13 protein-coding genes and 1 pseudogene are annotated in these 15,197 nt (G+C 63.2%); 8 read left to right on the forward strand and 6 right to left on the reverse strand.

Annotation, left to right across the window (positions count from 1 at the left end):
- The first annotated feature begins 48 nt into the window (after positions 1-48).
- The 6 genes from kdpB to NKH83_RS03820 all read left to right on the forward strand — a co-directional run bounded on the left by kdpB (position 49) and on the right by NKH83_RS03820 (position 7,268).
- Positions 49-2,136: a potassium-transporting ATPase subunit KdpB gene (kdpB, locus tag NKH83_RS03795; RefSeq protein WP_352476428.1), complete on the forward strand. Its 2,088-nt coding sequence runs from the start codon at positions 49-51 to the stop codon at positions 2,134-2,136.
- 12 nt (positions 2,137-2,148) lie between these two features.
- A complete protein-coding gene (gene kdpC / locus NKH83_RS03800; protein ID WP_352476427.1) occupies positions 2,149-2,718 on the forward strand; it encodes a potassium-transporting ATPase subunit KdpC in 570 nt (189 codons plus the stop codon).
- Between the two features lie 53 nt (positions 2,719-2,771).
- Positions 2,772-5,513: a DUF4118 domain-containing protein gene (locus tag NKH83_RS03805; protein WP_352802175.1), complete on the forward strand. Its 2,742-nt coding sequence runs from the start codon at positions 2,772-2,774 to the stop codon at positions 5,511-5,513.
- Positions 5,510-6,202, forward strand: a complete 693-nt coding sequence (locus NKH83_RS03810) for a response regulator transcription factor (RefSeq protein ID WP_352476425.1) — start codon at positions 5,510-5,512, stop codon at positions 6,200-6,202. The genes NKH83_RS03805 and NKH83_RS03810 overlap by 4 nt, the downstream gene beginning before the upstream one ends.
- Positions 6,174-6,629: a hypothetical protein gene (locus NKH83_RS03815; RefSeq protein WP_352476424.1), complete on the forward strand. Its 456-nt coding sequence runs from the start codon at positions 6,174-6,176 to the stop codon at positions 6,627-6,629. Before NKH83_RS03810 ends, NKH83_RS03815 begins: the two co-directional genes overlap by 29 nt.
- A gap of 129 nt (positions 6,630-6,758) precedes the next feature.
- Positions 6,759-7,268, forward strand: a complete 510-nt coding sequence (locus tag NKH83_RS03820) for an NUDIX hydrolase (protein WP_352476423.1) — start codon at positions 6,759-6,761, stop codon at positions 7,266-7,268.
- A 76-nt stretch (positions 7,269-7,344) separates the two neighbouring features.
- Here the strand turns inward: NKH83_RS03820 and NKH83_RS03825 are convergent, their stop codons facing one another.
- The 6 genes and pseudogenes from NKH83_RS03825 to NKH83_RS03850 all read right to left on the reverse strand — a co-directional run bounded on the left by NKH83_RS03825 (position 7,345) and on the right by NKH83_RS03850 (position 13,333).
- Entirely contained in the window at positions 7,345-8,193 is an 849-nt protein-coding gene (locus NKH83_RS03825; RefSeq protein WP_352476422.1) for a citryl-CoA lyase, read from the reverse strand.
- Complete coding sequence (locus NKH83_RS03830) at positions 8,190-9,374, reverse strand: CaiB/BaiF CoA transferase family protein (protein ID WP_352476421.1); 1,185 nt, start codon at positions 9,372-9,374, stop codon at positions 8,190-8,192. Before NKH83_RS03830 ends, NKH83_RS03825 begins: the two co-directional genes overlap by 4 nt.
- A gap of 15 nt (positions 9,375-9,389) precedes the next feature.
- Positions 9,390-10,913: a tripartite tricarboxylate transporter permease gene (locus tag NKH83_RS03835; protein WP_352476420.1), complete on the reverse strand. Its 1,524-nt coding sequence runs from the start codon at positions 10,911-10,913 to the stop codon at positions 9,390-9,392.
- A 4-nt stretch (positions 10,914-10,917) separates the two neighbouring features.
- Positions 10,918-11,451 carry a tripartite tricarboxylate transporter TctB family protein gene (locus NKH83_RS03840; RefSeq protein ID WP_352476419.1) on the reverse strand — a complete coding sequence of 178 codons (534 nt, stop codon included), beginning with the start codon at positions 11,449-11,451 and terminating at the stop codon, positions 10,918-10,920.
- A 158-nt stretch (positions 11,452-11,609) separates the two neighbouring features.
- Positions 11,610-12,587, reverse strand: a complete 978-nt coding sequence (locus NKH83_RS03845) for a Bug family tripartite tricarboxylate transporter substrate binding protein (RefSeq protein ID WP_352476418.1) — start codon at positions 12,585-12,587, stop codon at positions 11,610-11,612.
- A 205-nt stretch (positions 12,588-12,792) separates the two neighbouring features.
- Positions 12,793-13,333: pseudogene (locus NKH83_RS03850) on the reverse strand (GNAT family N-acetyltransferase).
- Positions 13,334-13,559: 226 nt separating this feature from the next.
- Between NKH83_RS03850 and NKH83_RS03855 the strand changes: the two are divergent.
- Positions 13,560-14,015: a DUF2214 family protein gene (locus NKH83_RS03855; protein WP_352476417.1), complete on the forward strand. Its 456-nt coding sequence runs from the start codon at positions 13,560-13,562 to the stop codon at positions 14,013-14,015.
- Positions 14,016-14,197: 182 nt separating this feature from the next.
- Positions 14,198-15,175, forward strand: a complete 978-nt coding sequence (locus NKH83_RS03860; RefSeq protein WP_254816829.1) for a tripartite tricarboxylate transporter substrate-binding protein — start codon at positions 14,198-14,200, stop codon at positions 15,173-15,175.
- Positions 15,176-15,197 lie beyond the last annotated feature (22 nt).

Below are 15,197 nucleotides of genomic sequence, written 5' to 3' on the forward strand. Positions count from 1 at the left end.
TTCGGCTCACGATCGACCGGTCAACAAAATCGACACTGGAGCTACCAAATGAGCCCGTCGAAATCCGTGAGCATCATGGATACCCGCATTCTGTGGCCCGCTATCGGCGGTTCCTTCAGAAAACTGAACCCGCGCACCTTGATGCGAAACCCGGTGATGTTTGTCGTCGCCGTCGTCTCGGCGCTCACCACCGTGCTGTTCGTCAAGGATCTCGTTACCAGCGGCGGCGATCTTGGCTTCACGCTGCAGATCATCATTTGGCTGTGGTTCACCGTGCTCTTCGCCAATTTCGCCGAAGCGGTGGCCGAAGGCCGCGGCAAGGCGCAGGCAGACTCGCTGCGCCGGGCGCGAACCGAGACGCAGGCCAAGCTGTTGAACGATGGCGACCGCAGCAAGTTCAAACTGGTGCCCGGCACCAGCCTGAAGGTCGGCGACATCGTGCTTGTTGAAGCCGGCGACATCATCCCCTCGGACGGCGAGGTGGTCGAAGGCGTGGCGTCGGTCAACGAGGCGGCCATCACCGGCGAATCCGCACCGGTCATCCGCGAATCCGGCGGCGACCGTTCGGCGGTGACCGGCGGCACGCAGGTCTTGTCCGACTGGATCCGCGTGCGCATCACCGCGGCTGCCGGCCATACGTTCCTCGACCGCATGATCTCGTTGGTCGAGGGCGCCGAGCGCCAGAAGACACCCAACGAGATCGCGCTCAATATCCTGCTCGTCGGCATGACGCTGATCTTCGTGCTGGCCACGGCGACGATCCCGAGCTTCGCCTCGTATTCGGGCGGTTATATCTCGGTGACGGTGCTGGTCGCCCTGTTCGTTACCCTGATCCCGACCACAATTGGCGCCCTGCTGTCGGCGATCGGCATTGCCGGCATGGACCGCCTGGTGCGCTTCAACGTGCTGGCCATGTCGGGCCGCGCCGTCGAGGCGGCCGGCGATGTCGACACGCTGCTGCTCGACAAGACCGGAACCATCACGCTGGGCAACCGCCAGGCGACGGCATTCCGTCCGGTCAAGGGCATCACCGAACAGGAACTGGCCGACGCGGCCCAGCTTGCCTCGCTTGCCGACGAAACGCCGGAAGGCCGCTCGATCGTCGTCCTGGCGAAGGAAAAATACGCCATCCGCGCCCGCGACATGGCAAGCCTGCACGCGACGTTCGTGCCCTTCACCGCGCAAACCCGCATGAGCGGCGTCGATCTGGAAGGCTCCTCGGTCCGCAAGGGCGCAGTCGATGCGGTACTTGCCCACGTCAACCTCTCGACGGTTGCCACAGGCCGTACGCGCAGCGACACCGTCCGCGACCTTCAGGCGATCGCCGACGAGATCGCCAAATCGGGTGGCACTCCACTCGCGGTCGAGCGCGACGGGCGCCTCCTCGGCGTCGTCCATCTGAAGGACATCGTCAAGGGCGGCATCGCAGAACGCTTTGCCGAATTGCGCCGCATGGGCATCCGCACGGTGATGATCACCGGCGATAATCCGATGACCGCGGCGGCGATCGCGGCGGAAGCCGGCGTCGACGACTTCCTTGCCCAAGCGACGCCCGAGGACAAGTTGAAGCTGATCCGCGACGAGCAGGCCAAAGGCAAACTTGTCGCGATGTGCGGCGATGGCACTAACGATGCGCCGGCCCTCGCGCAGGCCGATGTCGGCGTTGCCATGAACACCGGCACGGTCGCGGCGCGCGAGGCCGGCAACATGGTCGATCTCGACAGCGATCCGACCAAGCTGATCGAGATCGTCGAAATCGGCAAGGCGCTGCTGATGACGCGTGGCTCGCTGACCACCTTCTCCATCGCCAACGACGTAGCCAAGTATTTTGCAATCATCCCAGCAATATTCGCCGTCTTCTACATCGCCCCGGGCCAGACCGCCGGGCCGCTGCAAGCGCTCAATGTCATGCATCTGGCGACGCCGCAGAGCGCTATCCTCTCAGCCATCATCTTCAACGCGCTGATCATCATTGCGCTGATCCCGCTGTCGCTGAGGGGCGTCAAATACCGCGCGGTCGGCGCCGGTGCGCTGCTCAGCCGCAATCTCATTGTCTATGGCCTTGGCGGCGTCGTAGCGCCCTTCGTCGGCATCAAGATGATCGACATGGCCATCACCGCTCTCGGTCTCGCATAAGGAACCATGTCGATGCTCAATCAAATCAGACCCGCGATCGTCATGATCGTCTTCTTCACGATTCTGACGGGTTTGGTCTATCCGATCGGCATGACCGGCATTGCCCAGGCGCTGTTTTCACGCGAGGCCAATGGCAGCCTGATCGAGAAGGACGGCAAGCTCGTCGGTTCCGAGCTGATCGGCCAGGCTTTCACCAGCGACCGCTACTTCCATGGCCGTCTCTCGGCTGCCGGCGACGGCTACAATGCCGCCGCCTCGGGCGGCTCGAATCTAGGCCCGACCAATCCCAAGCTGATCGACCGCATCAAGGTTGACGCCGAAAGGCTGAGGACGGAAAACCCGAACCAGCCGGTACCGATAGATCTGGTCACCACGTCCGGCAGCGGCCTCGATCCGCATATCAGCCCCGACGCGGCCTATTCTCAGGTCGCCAGGGTGGCCAAGGCCAGGGGCGTCGATGAATCCAGGATCAAATCGCTTGTCGACAGCCATGTCGAGGATCGCGAATTGGGATTCATCGGCGAGCCGGTAGTCAATGTGCTGGCCCTCAACCTTGCGCTGGACGATGCGATGAAAAAGTAAAGGACCGGCGCCGGGATCGACACCGAAGCCGGCGCCGTTCATGATTGACGCTTATGCCAGACGACAGCCGCACCGCCGAAACCAGGCCCTCTCCCGACGCGCTGCTCGAGCATGCCGAGCGGGAGGAGCGCGGTCGCCTGCGGATATTTCTCGGCGCCGCCCCCGGTGTCGGCAAGACCTACGAGATGCTGATGTCGGGCCGCGCCAGGCTGGCCGACGGGGTCGACGTGGTAATCGGCATCGTCGAGACGCACGGCCGCAAGGAAACCCAGACGCTGGTCGAAGGCTACGAGGTCATTCCTCGCCTTGAGATCGATTACAAGGGGCGGATCCTTCAGGAGATGGATCTCGACGCCATCCTCGCCCGGCACCCGGCGCTGGTTCTGGTCGACGAACTTGCCCATACCAACGCGCCGTGCAGCCGTCACCCCAAGCGCTACCTCGACGTCCAGGAAATCCTGACGCACGGCATCGATGTCTACACGACGCTGAATATCCAGCACGTCGAGAGCCTGAACGATGTCGTGACGCAGATCACCCGCGTCAGGGTGCGGGAAACTGTCCCCGACTCCATAATCGACCAGGCCGACGATATCGAGATCATCGACCTGACCCCCGACGATCTGATCAAGCGGCTTGAGGAAGGCAAGGTCTACATCCCCAGCACCGCCCAGCGCGCCATCGAGAACTATTTCTCGCCGGGCAATCTGACGGCGCTCCGCGAATTGGCGCTCCGCCGCACTGCCCAGCGGGTCGACGAGCAGTTGCTGACCCATATGCAGGCCCACGCGATACCCGGGCCGTGGGCGGCGGGGGAAAGGGTTCTCGTCTGCGTCGATGCGCGTCCGGGCGGGGCGGCCCGTGTACGTTATGCGCGAAGGTTGGCCGATCGGCTCCGCGCCCCTTGGACGGCGCTTCATGTCGATACCCCTCGTTCAGCTGCCATGCCTGAGGAGGACAAGGATCGGCTGGCGACGCAGCTGCGCCTTGCCGAGCAGCTCGGTGCCGAGGTGACGACCATTCCGGGTCAGAACGTCGCGCAAGACATCGTTCGGCATGCGACGGCGAACAACTTCACCCATATCGTGATCGGCAGGCCGACCCGATCGCGCTGGCGGGAATTGATCGAAGGCTCGCTCACTTACGATCTCATCCGCAATGCCGGCGACATCAGCGTCCATGTCATTTCGGGAAACGAACGCAACGCCGAGGCGATGTCGAGGACCGTCAAGGCGGCGGACGAGCAGTGGCAGTTCGAGATCTGGCCCTATCTCAGGGCCACGGCCTATGTTGTTGGCTCGCTCGCCTTCGCCGTCCTTCTCGACCAGTTTCTCGACGTCCGCAACCTGGCGGTCATCTTTCTCATTGGGGTCCTGACGTCGGCTGTGACCGGCGGTCTCTGGCCGGCTTTGTATGCCTGCCTCATCAGCGCCATTGCCTTCAACTATTTCTTCCTGGAACCACGCTACACGCTGACGATCGAGGATCCGGAGAGCATCGTTGCGCTGGCTGTCTTCCTGGTTGTTGCGGTCATTGCCAGCAATCTAACAGCGCGCGTGCAGCGTCAGGCGGTCGCTGCGCGCTCGCGGGCACGCGCCACGGAAGATATTTATCTCTTCTCAAAGAAGCTCGCCGGCGCTGGCACGCTCGACGACGTTCTCTGGGCGACTGCCTTCCAGATCGCCTCGATGCTGAAGCTGCGCGTGGTGCTGCTTCTGCCGGAGGACGGCACAATTGCGGTCAAAGCCGGCTACCCACCCGACGATACGCTGGCCGAGGCCGACATTGCAGCAGCCCGCTGGGCCTGGGAGCATAATCGCGCCGCCGGGCGCGGCGCCGACACGCTGCCCGGAGCAAAACGCCTCTATCTGCCCTTGCGGACCGGACGCACGGCGGTGGGCGTTGTCGGCCTCGACAACGATAAGCAAGGTCCGCTGCTGACGCCCGAGCAGCAGCGTCTGCTCGATGCGCTCGCCGACCAGGCGGCGGTCGCCATCGAGCGCATCCAGCTCGTCGCCGATGTTGACCGGGCCAAGCTTGCGGCCGAGGCAGACCGTCTGCGCTCGGCCTTGCTCACCTCCATTTCCCACGATTTGAAAACGCCGCTTGCCGCCATCATGGGCGCGGCCGGAACACTCAGGGACTTCGAGGCCGCGCTTCCCGAGCAGGACCGGACGGAACTGCTGTCGACCGTGCTCGATGAGGCGGAGAGGCTTAACCGCTTTATTGCCAATCTGCTCGATATGACCAAGATCGAATCCGGCACGATGGAGCCGAACTACGCCTTTCACTATCTCGGCGACATTGTCGGCTCAGCTCTGCATCGGGCCCGCAAAATCGTCCGCGAGCATAAGACCGAGATCGACATTCCATCGGATCTGCCGATGTTGCGGGTCGACCCCGTTCTGTTCGAACAGGTGCTGTTCAACCTCCTCGACAATGCTGCAAAATACGCGCCACCAGGTTCGACGATCCGCCTGCAGGCCTGGGCCGATAACGGCTTCATCATCCTGCAGATCATGGACGAGGGACCAGGCATTCCGCCAGCGGACCTGGAGCGCGTTTTCGACACTTTCTACCGTGTGCGCAAGGGTGACCAGGTGCGTGCCGGCACCGGGCTCGGCCTGTCGATTTGCCGCGGCTTCATCGAAGCGATGGGCGGGACGCTCTCGGCGGCAAACAGGTCCGACCGCTCGGGGGCGGTTTTCACGATCAAGATGCAGCTGGTGCCGGCGGAACTGCCCAATCTCGGCGAACCCGAGGCGGGCCATCAAAATATGGACGATCTGCCATGACGAGCCTGGACGTCAGGATATTGGTGGTCGACGACGAACCGCCGATCCGGAAACTGCTTCGCGTCGGGCTTGGCAGCCAAGGCTATGCGATCAGCGAAGCGCCGAGCGCCAGGGCGGCGATTGAACTCATCGAGACGGAAAAGCCAGACCTTGTGCTGCTCGATCTCGGCCTGCCCGGCATGAGCGGGCATGAGCTGCTCCGCAAATGGCGGGATGATGGCCTGGACATTCCCGTGGTTATTCTTTCCAGCCGCACTGATGAGGCCGGCATCGTCTCGGCCCTCGAACTCGGCGCCGACGATTATGTAACCAAGCCATTCGGTATGAACGAGCTTGTCGCACGCATCCGCGTCGCGCTTCGCCACAAGTTCCAGCAGCAGGGTGAGAGACCGGTCTTCCAGACCGGCGACCTCTCCGTCGATCTGGTGAAGCGCATCGTCAAGGTCGAGGACAAGGAGATAAAGCTCTCGCCGAAGGAATACGACATCCTCCGCATCCTCGTACAGCATGCCGGCAAGGTTCTCACCCACCAATTCCTGCTGAAGCAGGTCTGGGGCGATTCCACCGACGTTCAATATCTCAGAGTCTACGTCCGGCAGATCAGGCAAAAGATCGAAAAAACGCCCGACCAGCCCCGCTATATCACCACCGAGACCGGCGTTGGATACCGGCTGCGCGAAGTCGATTGACGCGACGAGCATCCGAAGCCGAAATGCCTCTTCCAATCTGCTTCAAATCAGCGGCGGCCATGGTGTCGCCGGACAAAAGCCCTATATTAAGGAAAGATCGGTTTTGTGCGGGAATGAATGGATGTCACGGCTTCGTCTATTGACGGTTTTAGGGTCGGCAATGCTGACTGCGGCGATGCTGTCGGGCGTAAATCCTGCTGCGTCGGCACAGGTCGTCAGTCCCGCCGACCGCAACGTGTTGATCCAGCAGAACCAGTTGCAGATGTTGGAGAACAGGCTGCGGCGGCAGCAATACCAGCAGCAGCAACAGCAGTACCGTGCCCAGGATCGCCAAATCCCAACACCGGAACGGCAGGAGGTGCCGCAGATGAGGCCAACTTGCCAGTTGCTGCCGTCGGGGAGCGGCTTCGTCAGCACCTGCCGCTGACGACCGGCCCTTTCATTTATTTAGCCGACTTATATATTGTGGAAACCGCTCCGCTTGCGCCCCATTGAAAGCGGCCGACTTTGCAACGCTGCCCTTGCCGTTTGGGCACCGCCTCGACTGGATTATCGAATGGCAGCCAGCAAGAAGAAGGTCGTACGCAAGGCAAGGAAGGGCGACCGGATTCGCCAGGTCGCGGCGATTCCGTTTCGGCTGAACGAGCATGGCGACGTCGAGGTGATGCTGGTTACATCGCGAACGACAAGGCGCTTTATTGTGCCGAAGGGCTGGCCGATGAAGGGCAAGAGCGGCCGCAAGGCGGCCACCATCGAAGCACAGGAAGAAGCCGGCGTTCTGGGCAAGACACTGAAACAGCCGGCCGGCACCTATTGCTACTGGAAGCGGCTGGCGAACCGCTTCGTCCGTGTCGACGTCGTCGTCTATTTGCTGGAGGTAACCGAGGAACTTGCCGACTGGGAAGAATCCAAGAGGCGTCAGCGTGCGTGGCTGGCGCCGGCCGACGCGGCGGTGCTCATCGACGAGCCGGATCTCTCGACGCTGGTGAGGAACGTCAGGATTCCCGAGCTGGAGTATAATTCCAAAAAAAAGAATCCGGCTTTCGGAAAAGATCACGCTCAATAAAAGACCGAGGCTGTCCCGACTGGATCGGGATGGAATTGGCCCCGGCGCCTGCCGCCGTCACACTTCAACCGAAATCTCACTTGCCGCCGTCGCCCTCGGGCAAAGACCGTACCGGCGTGCCGGTATAGGCCCACAGCCATTCGCGCGGCAGCGGCCCCTTGTTGCGGTCGCTTTCCTGCGACTGTTCCCATGCATGTGCGAGGATGCCGACCGAGCGCGACAGCACGAAAAGACCGCGCGTCAGCGGCGGCGGAAAGCCGAGCTCGCCGTAGATGACGGCCGTGGCGCCGTCGATATTGAGCGGGATTTTTTTGCCCTTGCGCCGCGCAACCTCGGCCTCGATCGCCTCGGCAATGTCGGCGAAGCGCCCGCTGACGATGCCGCGCGCGGCAAAGTCGCGGGTTAGCTCGATGAGGCGGGGCGCCCGCGGGTCGACCGGATGGAAACGATGGCCGAGCCCGGGCACATAGCCGTTTTCCCCGGCAAGGAAACGATCGAGCCGCGCCGACACGGCGTCCGCAAGCGGCATGCCGGCGTCCAGTTCGGCAGCGATGTCTCCGTAGAAGGAAAGCGCCTGTTCGCCGGCGCCGCCATGCACATCGCCAAGCACGTTGACGGCTGATGCCATGGCGCTGTTGATGCCGACGCCGCAGGTGATCGCCATACGGGCGATGGCGATCGACGGCGCCTGCGGCCCATGGTCGACGGCAGCACCCAGCGCGATGCCAAGCAGCGCCGCCTGCTCCTCGCTTGGCAGTTCGCCACGCAGCATCAGCCAGATCATTGCCGGAAAGCTGACGCGGCCGATCAGATCCTGGATTTCATAGCCGCGCAGCCGGATGACGCCGGGGCGCATCTCAATGATGCCGGTCTGCCACCATTCCTCGCCGCGTGCGCGACCAGTCTTGTTTTGCGTTCCGCTCATGCCTTCGCTCTTTTCCTGGCACGCGGCGGCAGGCCGGCAAAAACCTCGCCCATATGCTCGCCGAGCGCCGGCGGCGGCCTGCTCGGCAAAGGTGCCTCGCCATCGACCATGAAGCCGCCGCGCACCACGGTCAGCGGCTGGTCCATCCCGGACACAGCCGGGAAGCGGGCCGTCATGCCGCGCTCGATCACCTGTCGCTCCTGCAGTATCTGCGGGATTGTCAGCACCCGGCCTGCCGGCACGCCGGCGCGATTGAACGTCTCCTCCCAGGCGGCGGCCGAGCCGCTCGCCAAGGCATCCTCGATCAGCGCTTTCAATGCAATGCGGTTCTGCTTGCGCGTTTCTCGCTCGGCAAAGCGGACGTCCGACGCCAGCTCCGGCCGACCGATCAACTGGCACAGTGTGACGAACTGCTCCTGCTTGTTGGCTGCGATGTTGAGCAAGCCGTCGCCGGTGCGAAACGCGCCAGACGGTGCGGCCGTCATGTTTTCATTGCCCATCGGCTGCGGCTCGACGTCCGCCGTCAGATAGTTCGACACCGGCCAGCCGAGCGCAGAAAGCGTGCATTCGAGCATCGAGACGTCGAGGAACGCGCCCTCGCCTGTCGTCTTCTGCTTGACCAATGCGGCGGTAATGGCGAACGCCCCGACCAGCCCGCCAAGCGTATCGGCGACCGGATAGCCAACACGCAGCGGCGCCGTTTCCGGTGTACCGGTGATGCTCATAATCCCGGAAAGACCCTGGATGATCTGGTCGTAGGCTGGATTGTCGCGCATCGGCCCGGTCTGGCCGAAGCCCGATATCGCACAATAGACAAGGCTTGGCCGGACTTCTTTCAGCCTGGCATGGCCAAGCCCCAGCCGGTCCATGACGCCGGGGCGGAAATTCTCGACCAGCGCGTCGGCCGAAGCGACCAGATCGAGGAAGCGTTCGCGGTCGGCCTCCTGCTTGAGATCGAGCGCCACCGAGCGTTTGCCGGCATTCTGCGCCAGGAACGAAGCGCCCATGCCCGCCCGGTTGAGCTCCGGAGAGGCGCCGAGCTGGCGCGCCAGATCGCCGCCTTGCGGCGTCTCAACCTTGATGACGTCGGCCCCGAGCAATGCCAGCTGGTAGGCGCAATAGGGGCCGGCCAACACATTGGTCAGGTCAAGGATGCGGATGCCGGAAAGCAGGTCTGTCATGACGTCACGAACAGCTCAGGCATCGCCCGGCACGTGCTCCGGTCCCCGCATGCGTCTGTGCTCGATGTAGGCCCAGATATGCGGTCCAACCAGCCCGATGAAGGCCAGCGTCAGCAACGTCAGCGACAGCGGATGCTTGTAGAACACCGTCCAATCGCCGTTCGAGATGGTCATCGCGCGGCGGAACTGCGTTTCGGCAAGGGGCCCGAGAATCATGCCGATGATAACCGGCGCGGTCGGAAAATCGAAACGCCGCATCAGGAAACCGGCGGCACCGAGCAGATAGAGGATGACGAGGTCGATCGGCGATTGCGAGATGCCGTAGGTGCCGACTGTGGCGAACACCAGGATGCCGGCATAGAGCTGCGGCGCCGGGATCTTCAGCAATCGCACCCAAAGCCCGATCAGCGGCAGGTTAAGGACGACGAGGATGACGTTGGCGATGAACAGGCTGGCGATCAGCCCCCACACCAGGTCGGCCTGCGTCGTCAGCAGCAGCGGCCCCGGATTGATACCGTAGCTCTGGAATGCCGACAGCATGATTGCGGCCGTCGCCGATGTCGGCAGGCCGAGCGTCAGCATCGGCACCAGCACGCCGGCCGCGGATGCATTGTTGGCCGCTTCCGGTCCGGCAACGCCCTCGATGGCACCGACGGTGCCGAACTCGTCCTTGTGTCTGGAGAGTTTCTTCTCGATGGCATAGGAGAGGAAGGTCGGGATTTCGGCACCGCCGGCCGGCATGGCGCCGATCGGGAAGCCGATCAGGGAGCCGCGCAGCCATGGCCTCCACGAGCGCGACCATTCAGCCGCGGTCATGTAAAGCGACCCTTTCAACGGCACGATCTCGTCCTTGCCGGCATAGCGGCGCGAGGCCATGTAAAGCGTCTCGCCAACGGCGAACAGGCCAACGGCGACGACGATGACGTCGACGCCGTCGAGCAATTCGCTCATGCCGAAGGTGAAGCGCGGCTGCCCCGTCTGCAGGTCGACGCCTATCATGCCGACGACGAAGCCGGCGAACAGGCTGGTCAGGCCGCGTACCGACGACGAGCCGAGCACCGCCGAAACCGTGATGAAGGCCAGCACCATCAGCGAGAAATATTCGGCCGGGCCGAAGGCCAGCGCAAATTTGACGACGATCGGCGCCAGAAAGGCAACGCCGATCGTGCCCAGCGTGCCGGCGACGAAGGAACCAATCGCCGAGGTCGCCAGGGCCGCACCGCCACGGCCGGAGCGGGCCATCCGGTTGCCTTCCAGCGCGGTGACGATGGTGGCGCTTTCGCCAGGCGTGTTGAGCAGGATCGATGTCGTCGAGCCGCCATACATCGCGCCGTAGTAGATGCCGGCAAACAGGATGAAGGACGCCTCCGGCGCCACTTGATAGGTGATCGGCAACAGCAGCGCGATGGTCAGTGCCGGCCCGAGGCCGGGTAGCACGCCGATCGCAGTCCCCAGCGTGGTGCCGACCAGACACCATATGAGATTGATCGGCGAGAAGGCGACCGAAAATCCGTGCGCGAGATGGCCGAGCGTTTCCATGGCGTCAGCCCCTCAGCATGGCGACGACCGAATCGACGATCGCGTTCAGCTGGTTTTCGATGAAGCCGGCGCCGATATTGACGCCGAGCGCCCTGGCAAAGCCGAAATAGGCGGCCAGCGCCAGGATCAGCCCGAGCAGCACGTCACGCAGCGGACGCCGGCTGCCGAAACCGTGGCAGATGAGAACGAACATGATGACAGATGCCGCGGTAAAGCCGAGCGGCTGGATCAGCACGAGGTTGGCGATCAGTCCGAGGGCGACGATGCCCATCGCCTTCCAGTCGGTCGGCGTCGCCTTTTCGTCCTCCGGCTGCCAGCCGCCCCGCAAGGCGGCAATGATGAGCAGCAGCGACAGGATCACCATGCCGGTCATGGTGATGTAGGGAAAGACGGTCGGACCGACCTTGGAATAGAGCGGCGACACCGGGATTGCCAGCGTCTGCCAGGCAACCGCACCCGCACAGGCGAGGAGCCCGACGCCGATCAGCAGTTCGGGCACTGCAAGGCGCGGCGGCGCCGGCTGGTCGCTGGTGCTCATCATCGTCCTCCCAATGTCGGTCCCTTGGGGCCGGTTCTCCTTGGACCGGTCTCACCCGGCCGATCTCGGCGTAGTTTCACCTCCGGCGCCGCGTATGTCCATGCGGCTGGCGAAAGTCGGCGAGGGTTGGCGCAGGCTGCCACCCCTTGCCGAGAGCATCACGCTAGACCGAGGTCCTTGAGGATCGTCCCGATACGGGCCGTGTCTTCTGCGACGAATTTCGCATAGTCGTCACCGGTGAGCAGGATCTGCGTCCAGTTGCGGTTCTTGCATTCGGTGGCCCAGGCGTCGCTCTTGGCCATGGTCTCGATCAGCTTGATCATTGCTGCCTTGTCGGCGTCCGAGACGCCGGGCGGTGCGAAGACGCCACGCCAGTTGAACAGCTCGACATCGATGCCTGCTTCCTTCATCGTCGGCGCATCGATCCCCTCCTGGCGTTTGTCCGCGGAGATGGCCAGCAGCCGCAGCGCACCCGCCTTGACCTGTTCGGCGAACTCGCCATAGCCGGAGATGCCGGCCGCGACCTGGTTGCCGAGCAGCGCCGAAAGCGCCTCGCCGCCGCCGGCGAACGGCACATAGGAAAGATTGGTGGCCGGAACACCAACGGTCTTGGCGATGAGGCCGAACAATATATGGTCCGAGCCGCCGGCCGAACCGCCAGCAACCGGAACCTGCGTCGGGTCAGCCTTGAGAGCAGCGACAAAGTCCGCGGCCGTCTTGAACGGGGAGGCGGCCGGCACCACAAGCGCCTCGAACTCGCCGGTGAGGCGGGCGATCGGCGTGACCTCGGTAAGGTTGTTGGCCGCCTTGTTGGCGATGATGGCGCCTACCATGACCATGCCGGCCACCATCAGCGCATTGCCCTTGCCCTTCCATTGGTTGACGAATTGCGGCAGGCCGACAGTACCGCCGGCGCCGCCGACATTGGTGATCTGCGAGCCGGAAATCAGTTTTTCGCTGCGCAGCACCTGGTCCATGGCGCGCGCCGTCTGGTCCCAGCCGCCGCCCGGCGCCGCCGGCACGAAAATCTGCAGCTGCGGCGCGTCCTGCGCGAAGGCGGGGACAAAATGCGATGCCGCGAGTCCGGCAGCACCTGCTGCCGCGGTGCTCATCAAGAATCGGCGTCTGTTCAGCATGGGATTCCTCCAAATCGCGACACCTCCTCCGGTGCCTGCCAGAAACGTGGCCTGACTTCAGACCCGCTCGATAAAATTCATGCAGAGTTTGCGTCCTCCTGTCAAAGACAGAACACGCCGCATGCGGCACAATCGGACTGTGCGATCTTCAGGCAGGCGAACTCGACGCCGGACGACGTGGCAGGCAGAGGCCAGACGGCGCCCGTCAGGGCTGCCGCTCCAGCAGGATGGTCGCCCTGCCTTGGTAGACGGTTCGCAGCACTTCGCCATAACCACATTTTTGCCGCGACGTTCAGCGATCCGGTGTTTTCCGGATCGATGATGCAGACGGTCTTCGCGGCGCCGAACGTCTCGTCGCCCCAGGCAAGCACCCGTGCGACGACTTCGCTGGCCAGCCCGTGGCCATGCGCGCCCGAAACCAGAGCCCAGCCGGTCTCCGGAATGCCCTCGATCGACGGCGTCATGTCGCGTTTCAGATCGTGAAAGCCGGCCTCGCCGATGAAGCGGCCGGTCTCCTTTTCCTCGATCGCCCAAAAACCGTAGCCCAGAAGCGACCACAGGCCGGCGTGTCGTAGGAAGCGCATCCAGCTTTCCTCCCGCGTGCGCGGCTTCCCGCCGATAAAGCGGGTGACGACGGGATCGGCCCACATAGCGACATAGGCGTCGAAATCGTCAAGCCGGTGCGGCCGCAGGACCGTGCGCGAGGTCTCAAGCACTGGGGCGACAATTGTATGCGGACTGGCCATGGTCATGTCTCGTTTGTGTTGCCGGTGCCTAATGCAGGTCTTCCAAAAGGGGGACAGCGACACGCACGAGACGGGAAATCCAAATCCGTTGTGAAAAACAAGAGCCAAGGCTGTGTAGATCATCTTCCAGGCTGATGTGAATCCTGCCAGGCGGTGTTAGTTTTTCTCCGGTATTGGTTCAGGCGCGTTGGGTTTCGGCGCTGCCGTCCGACAGAGGGAATCCAGCATGGACACCACCGACCTTGTGCTTGCCATCTTCCATCATCTGCTGGTGTTTTCGTTGGCAGGCATCATCGGCGCCGAATTCGTCCTGATCCGCAGCGACTTGTCCGCCGCGACGCTGAAGCGGCTCGTCGGGATCGACCGCCACTACGGCATTATTGCCATGCTGATCATCGTCGTTGGCATCGGCCGCGTCGTCTATGGTCTGAAAGGCTGGGAATTCTACGTCTACAATTGGGTGTTCTGGGCAAAGATGGCCGCCTTCGCCATTGTCGGCCTGTTGTCGATTATCCCGACCATCCGTTTCCTGTCCTGGAACAGGCAGGCGAGCGTCAGTCCCGGCTTCCAGGTTCCTGCGGTGGAGCTAGCGTCCGTTCGCACCTATGTCCGCACCGAAGCATCGATCTTCCTATTGATCCCGGTGTTCGCGGCGGCGATGGCGCGCGGCTACGGCTACTAGAATAGGTTGGAGGAAGGGCATTGCACGGCCCAACCTTCCCACTCATTTGCGCAGAGAAACGTGCAGTTTGCCGTTTGAGCGCGATTGTCATTTGTCGGGTTGCGCTAGTTATTGCTCCATCTACAGTCGTTTTTAGAGGAACCCGCGCAGCGGTTGGCAATCATATCCTGGGAGGAAACACGATGCGAAAACTCATCGCCGCGCTGGCTGTCGCTGCGGCCGCCATGCTTTATCCGTCGGCGGCTGGCGCGCAGACCTACCCCGAACGCACCATCACCATTGTCGTGCCGTTTTCGGCCGGTGGCCCGACCGACACCGTCGCGCGTCTTGTCGCGGAAGCTATGTCGAAAGACCTCGGCCAGCAGGTCATCGTCGAGAATGTCGGCGGCGCCGGCGGCACGCTCGGCGCCGGCCGCGTCGCAAATGCCGAGCCTGACGGCTACACGCTGCTCCTCCATCACATCGGCATGGCTACAAGTGCTACGCTCTATAGAAAGCTCGCCTACGACACGCTGAACGGCTTCGAATATGTCGGCCTCGTCACCGAGGTGCCGATGACCATCGTCGGCCGCAAGGATCTCGAGCCGACCGATCTGAAGGGGCTGGTCGACTATGCCAAGGCCAACAAGGACAGCATCACCGTTGCCAATGCCGGGATCGGTGCCGCCTCGCATCTGTGCGGCATGCTGTTCATGAGCGCCATCGGCACGCCGCTGGTCACCGTACCCTACAAGGGCACCGGCCCGGCCATGACCGATCTTCTCGGCGGCCAGGTCGATATCATGTGCGACCAGACGACCAATACCACCAAGCAGATTCAGGGCGGCACTATCAAGGCCTATGCCGTAACCTCGCCACAACGCCTCGATGTGCTGCCGGACGTGCCGACGACGATAGAAGCCGGCCTTCCCCAGGTGCAGGTCGGCATCTGGCACGGAATCTATGCCCCCAAGGGCACACCGGCCGAGATCACCGAACGCCTTTCGAAATCGCTGCAGGTGGCGCTGAAGGACCAGAATGTCGTCGCCCGATTTGCCGAACTCGGCACCAAGCCGTCGCCGGAGGCCGATGCCACGCCGGCCGCGCTCAAAGCTAAGCTGGAAAGTGAGATCGCGCGCTGGAAGCCGATCATCGAAGCGGCCGGCCAGTACGCCGACTAAAGGTTCTGACGGGGCGCCATCA

It is taken from the genome of Mesorhizobium sp. M0909, assembly GCF_040319515.1.
Lineage (GTDB): Bacteria > Pseudomonadota > Alphaproteobacteria > Rhizobiales > Rhizobiaceae > Mesorhizobium.

What these genes read in the sequence shown, in the direction of transcription:
- kdpB (WP_352476428.1), top strand. Translation starts at nt 49, where the DNA reads ATGAGCCCGTCGAAATCCGTGAGCATCATGGATACCCGCATTCTGTGG.
- kdpC (WP_352476427.1), top strand. Translation starts at nt 2,149, where the DNA reads ATGCTCAATCAAATCAGACCCGCGATCGTCATGATCGTCTTCTTCACG.
- NKH83_RS03805 (WP_352802175.1), top strand. Translation starts at nt 2,772, where the DNA reads ATGCCAGACGACAGCCGCACCGCCGAAACCAGGCCCTCTCCCGACGCG.
- NKH83_RS03810 (WP_352476425.1), top strand. Translation starts at nt 5,510, where the DNA reads ATGACGAGCCTGGACGTCAGGATATTGGTGGTCGACGACGAACCGCCG.
- NKH83_RS03820 (WP_352476423.1), top strand. Translation starts at nt 6,759, where the DNA reads ATGGCAGCCAGCAAGAAGAAGGTCGTACGCAAGGCAAGGAAGGGCGAC.
- NKH83_RS03825 (WP_352476422.1), bottom strand. Translation starts at nt 8,193, where the DNA reads ATGAGCGGAACGCAAAACAAGACTGGTCGCGCACGCGGCGAGGAATGG.
- NKH83_RS03830 (WP_352476421.1), bottom strand. Translation starts at nt 9,374, where the DNA reads ATGACAGACCTGCTTTCCGGCATCCGCATCCTTGACCTGACCAATGTG.
- NKH83_RS03835 (WP_352476420.1), bottom strand. Translation starts at nt 10,913, where the DNA reads ATGGAAACGCTCGGCCATCTCGCGCACGGATTTTCGGTCGCCTTCTCG.
- NKH83_RS03840 (WP_352476419.1), bottom strand. Translation starts at nt 11,451, where the DNA reads ATGAGCACCAGCGACCAGCCGGCGCCGCCGCGCCTTGCAGTGCCCGAA.
- NKH83_RS03845 (WP_352476418.1), bottom strand. Translation starts at nt 12,587, where the DNA reads ATGCTGAACAGACGCCGATTCTTGATGAGCACCGCGGCAGCAGGTGCT.
- NKH83_RS03855 (WP_352476417.1), top strand. Translation starts at nt 13,560, where the DNA reads ATGGACACCACCGACCTTGTGCTTGCCATCTTCCATCATCTGCTGGTG.
- NKH83_RS03860 (WP_254816829.1), top strand. Translation starts at nt 14,198, where the DNA reads ATGCGAAAACTCATCGCCGCGCTGGCTGTCGCTGCGGCCGCCATGCTT.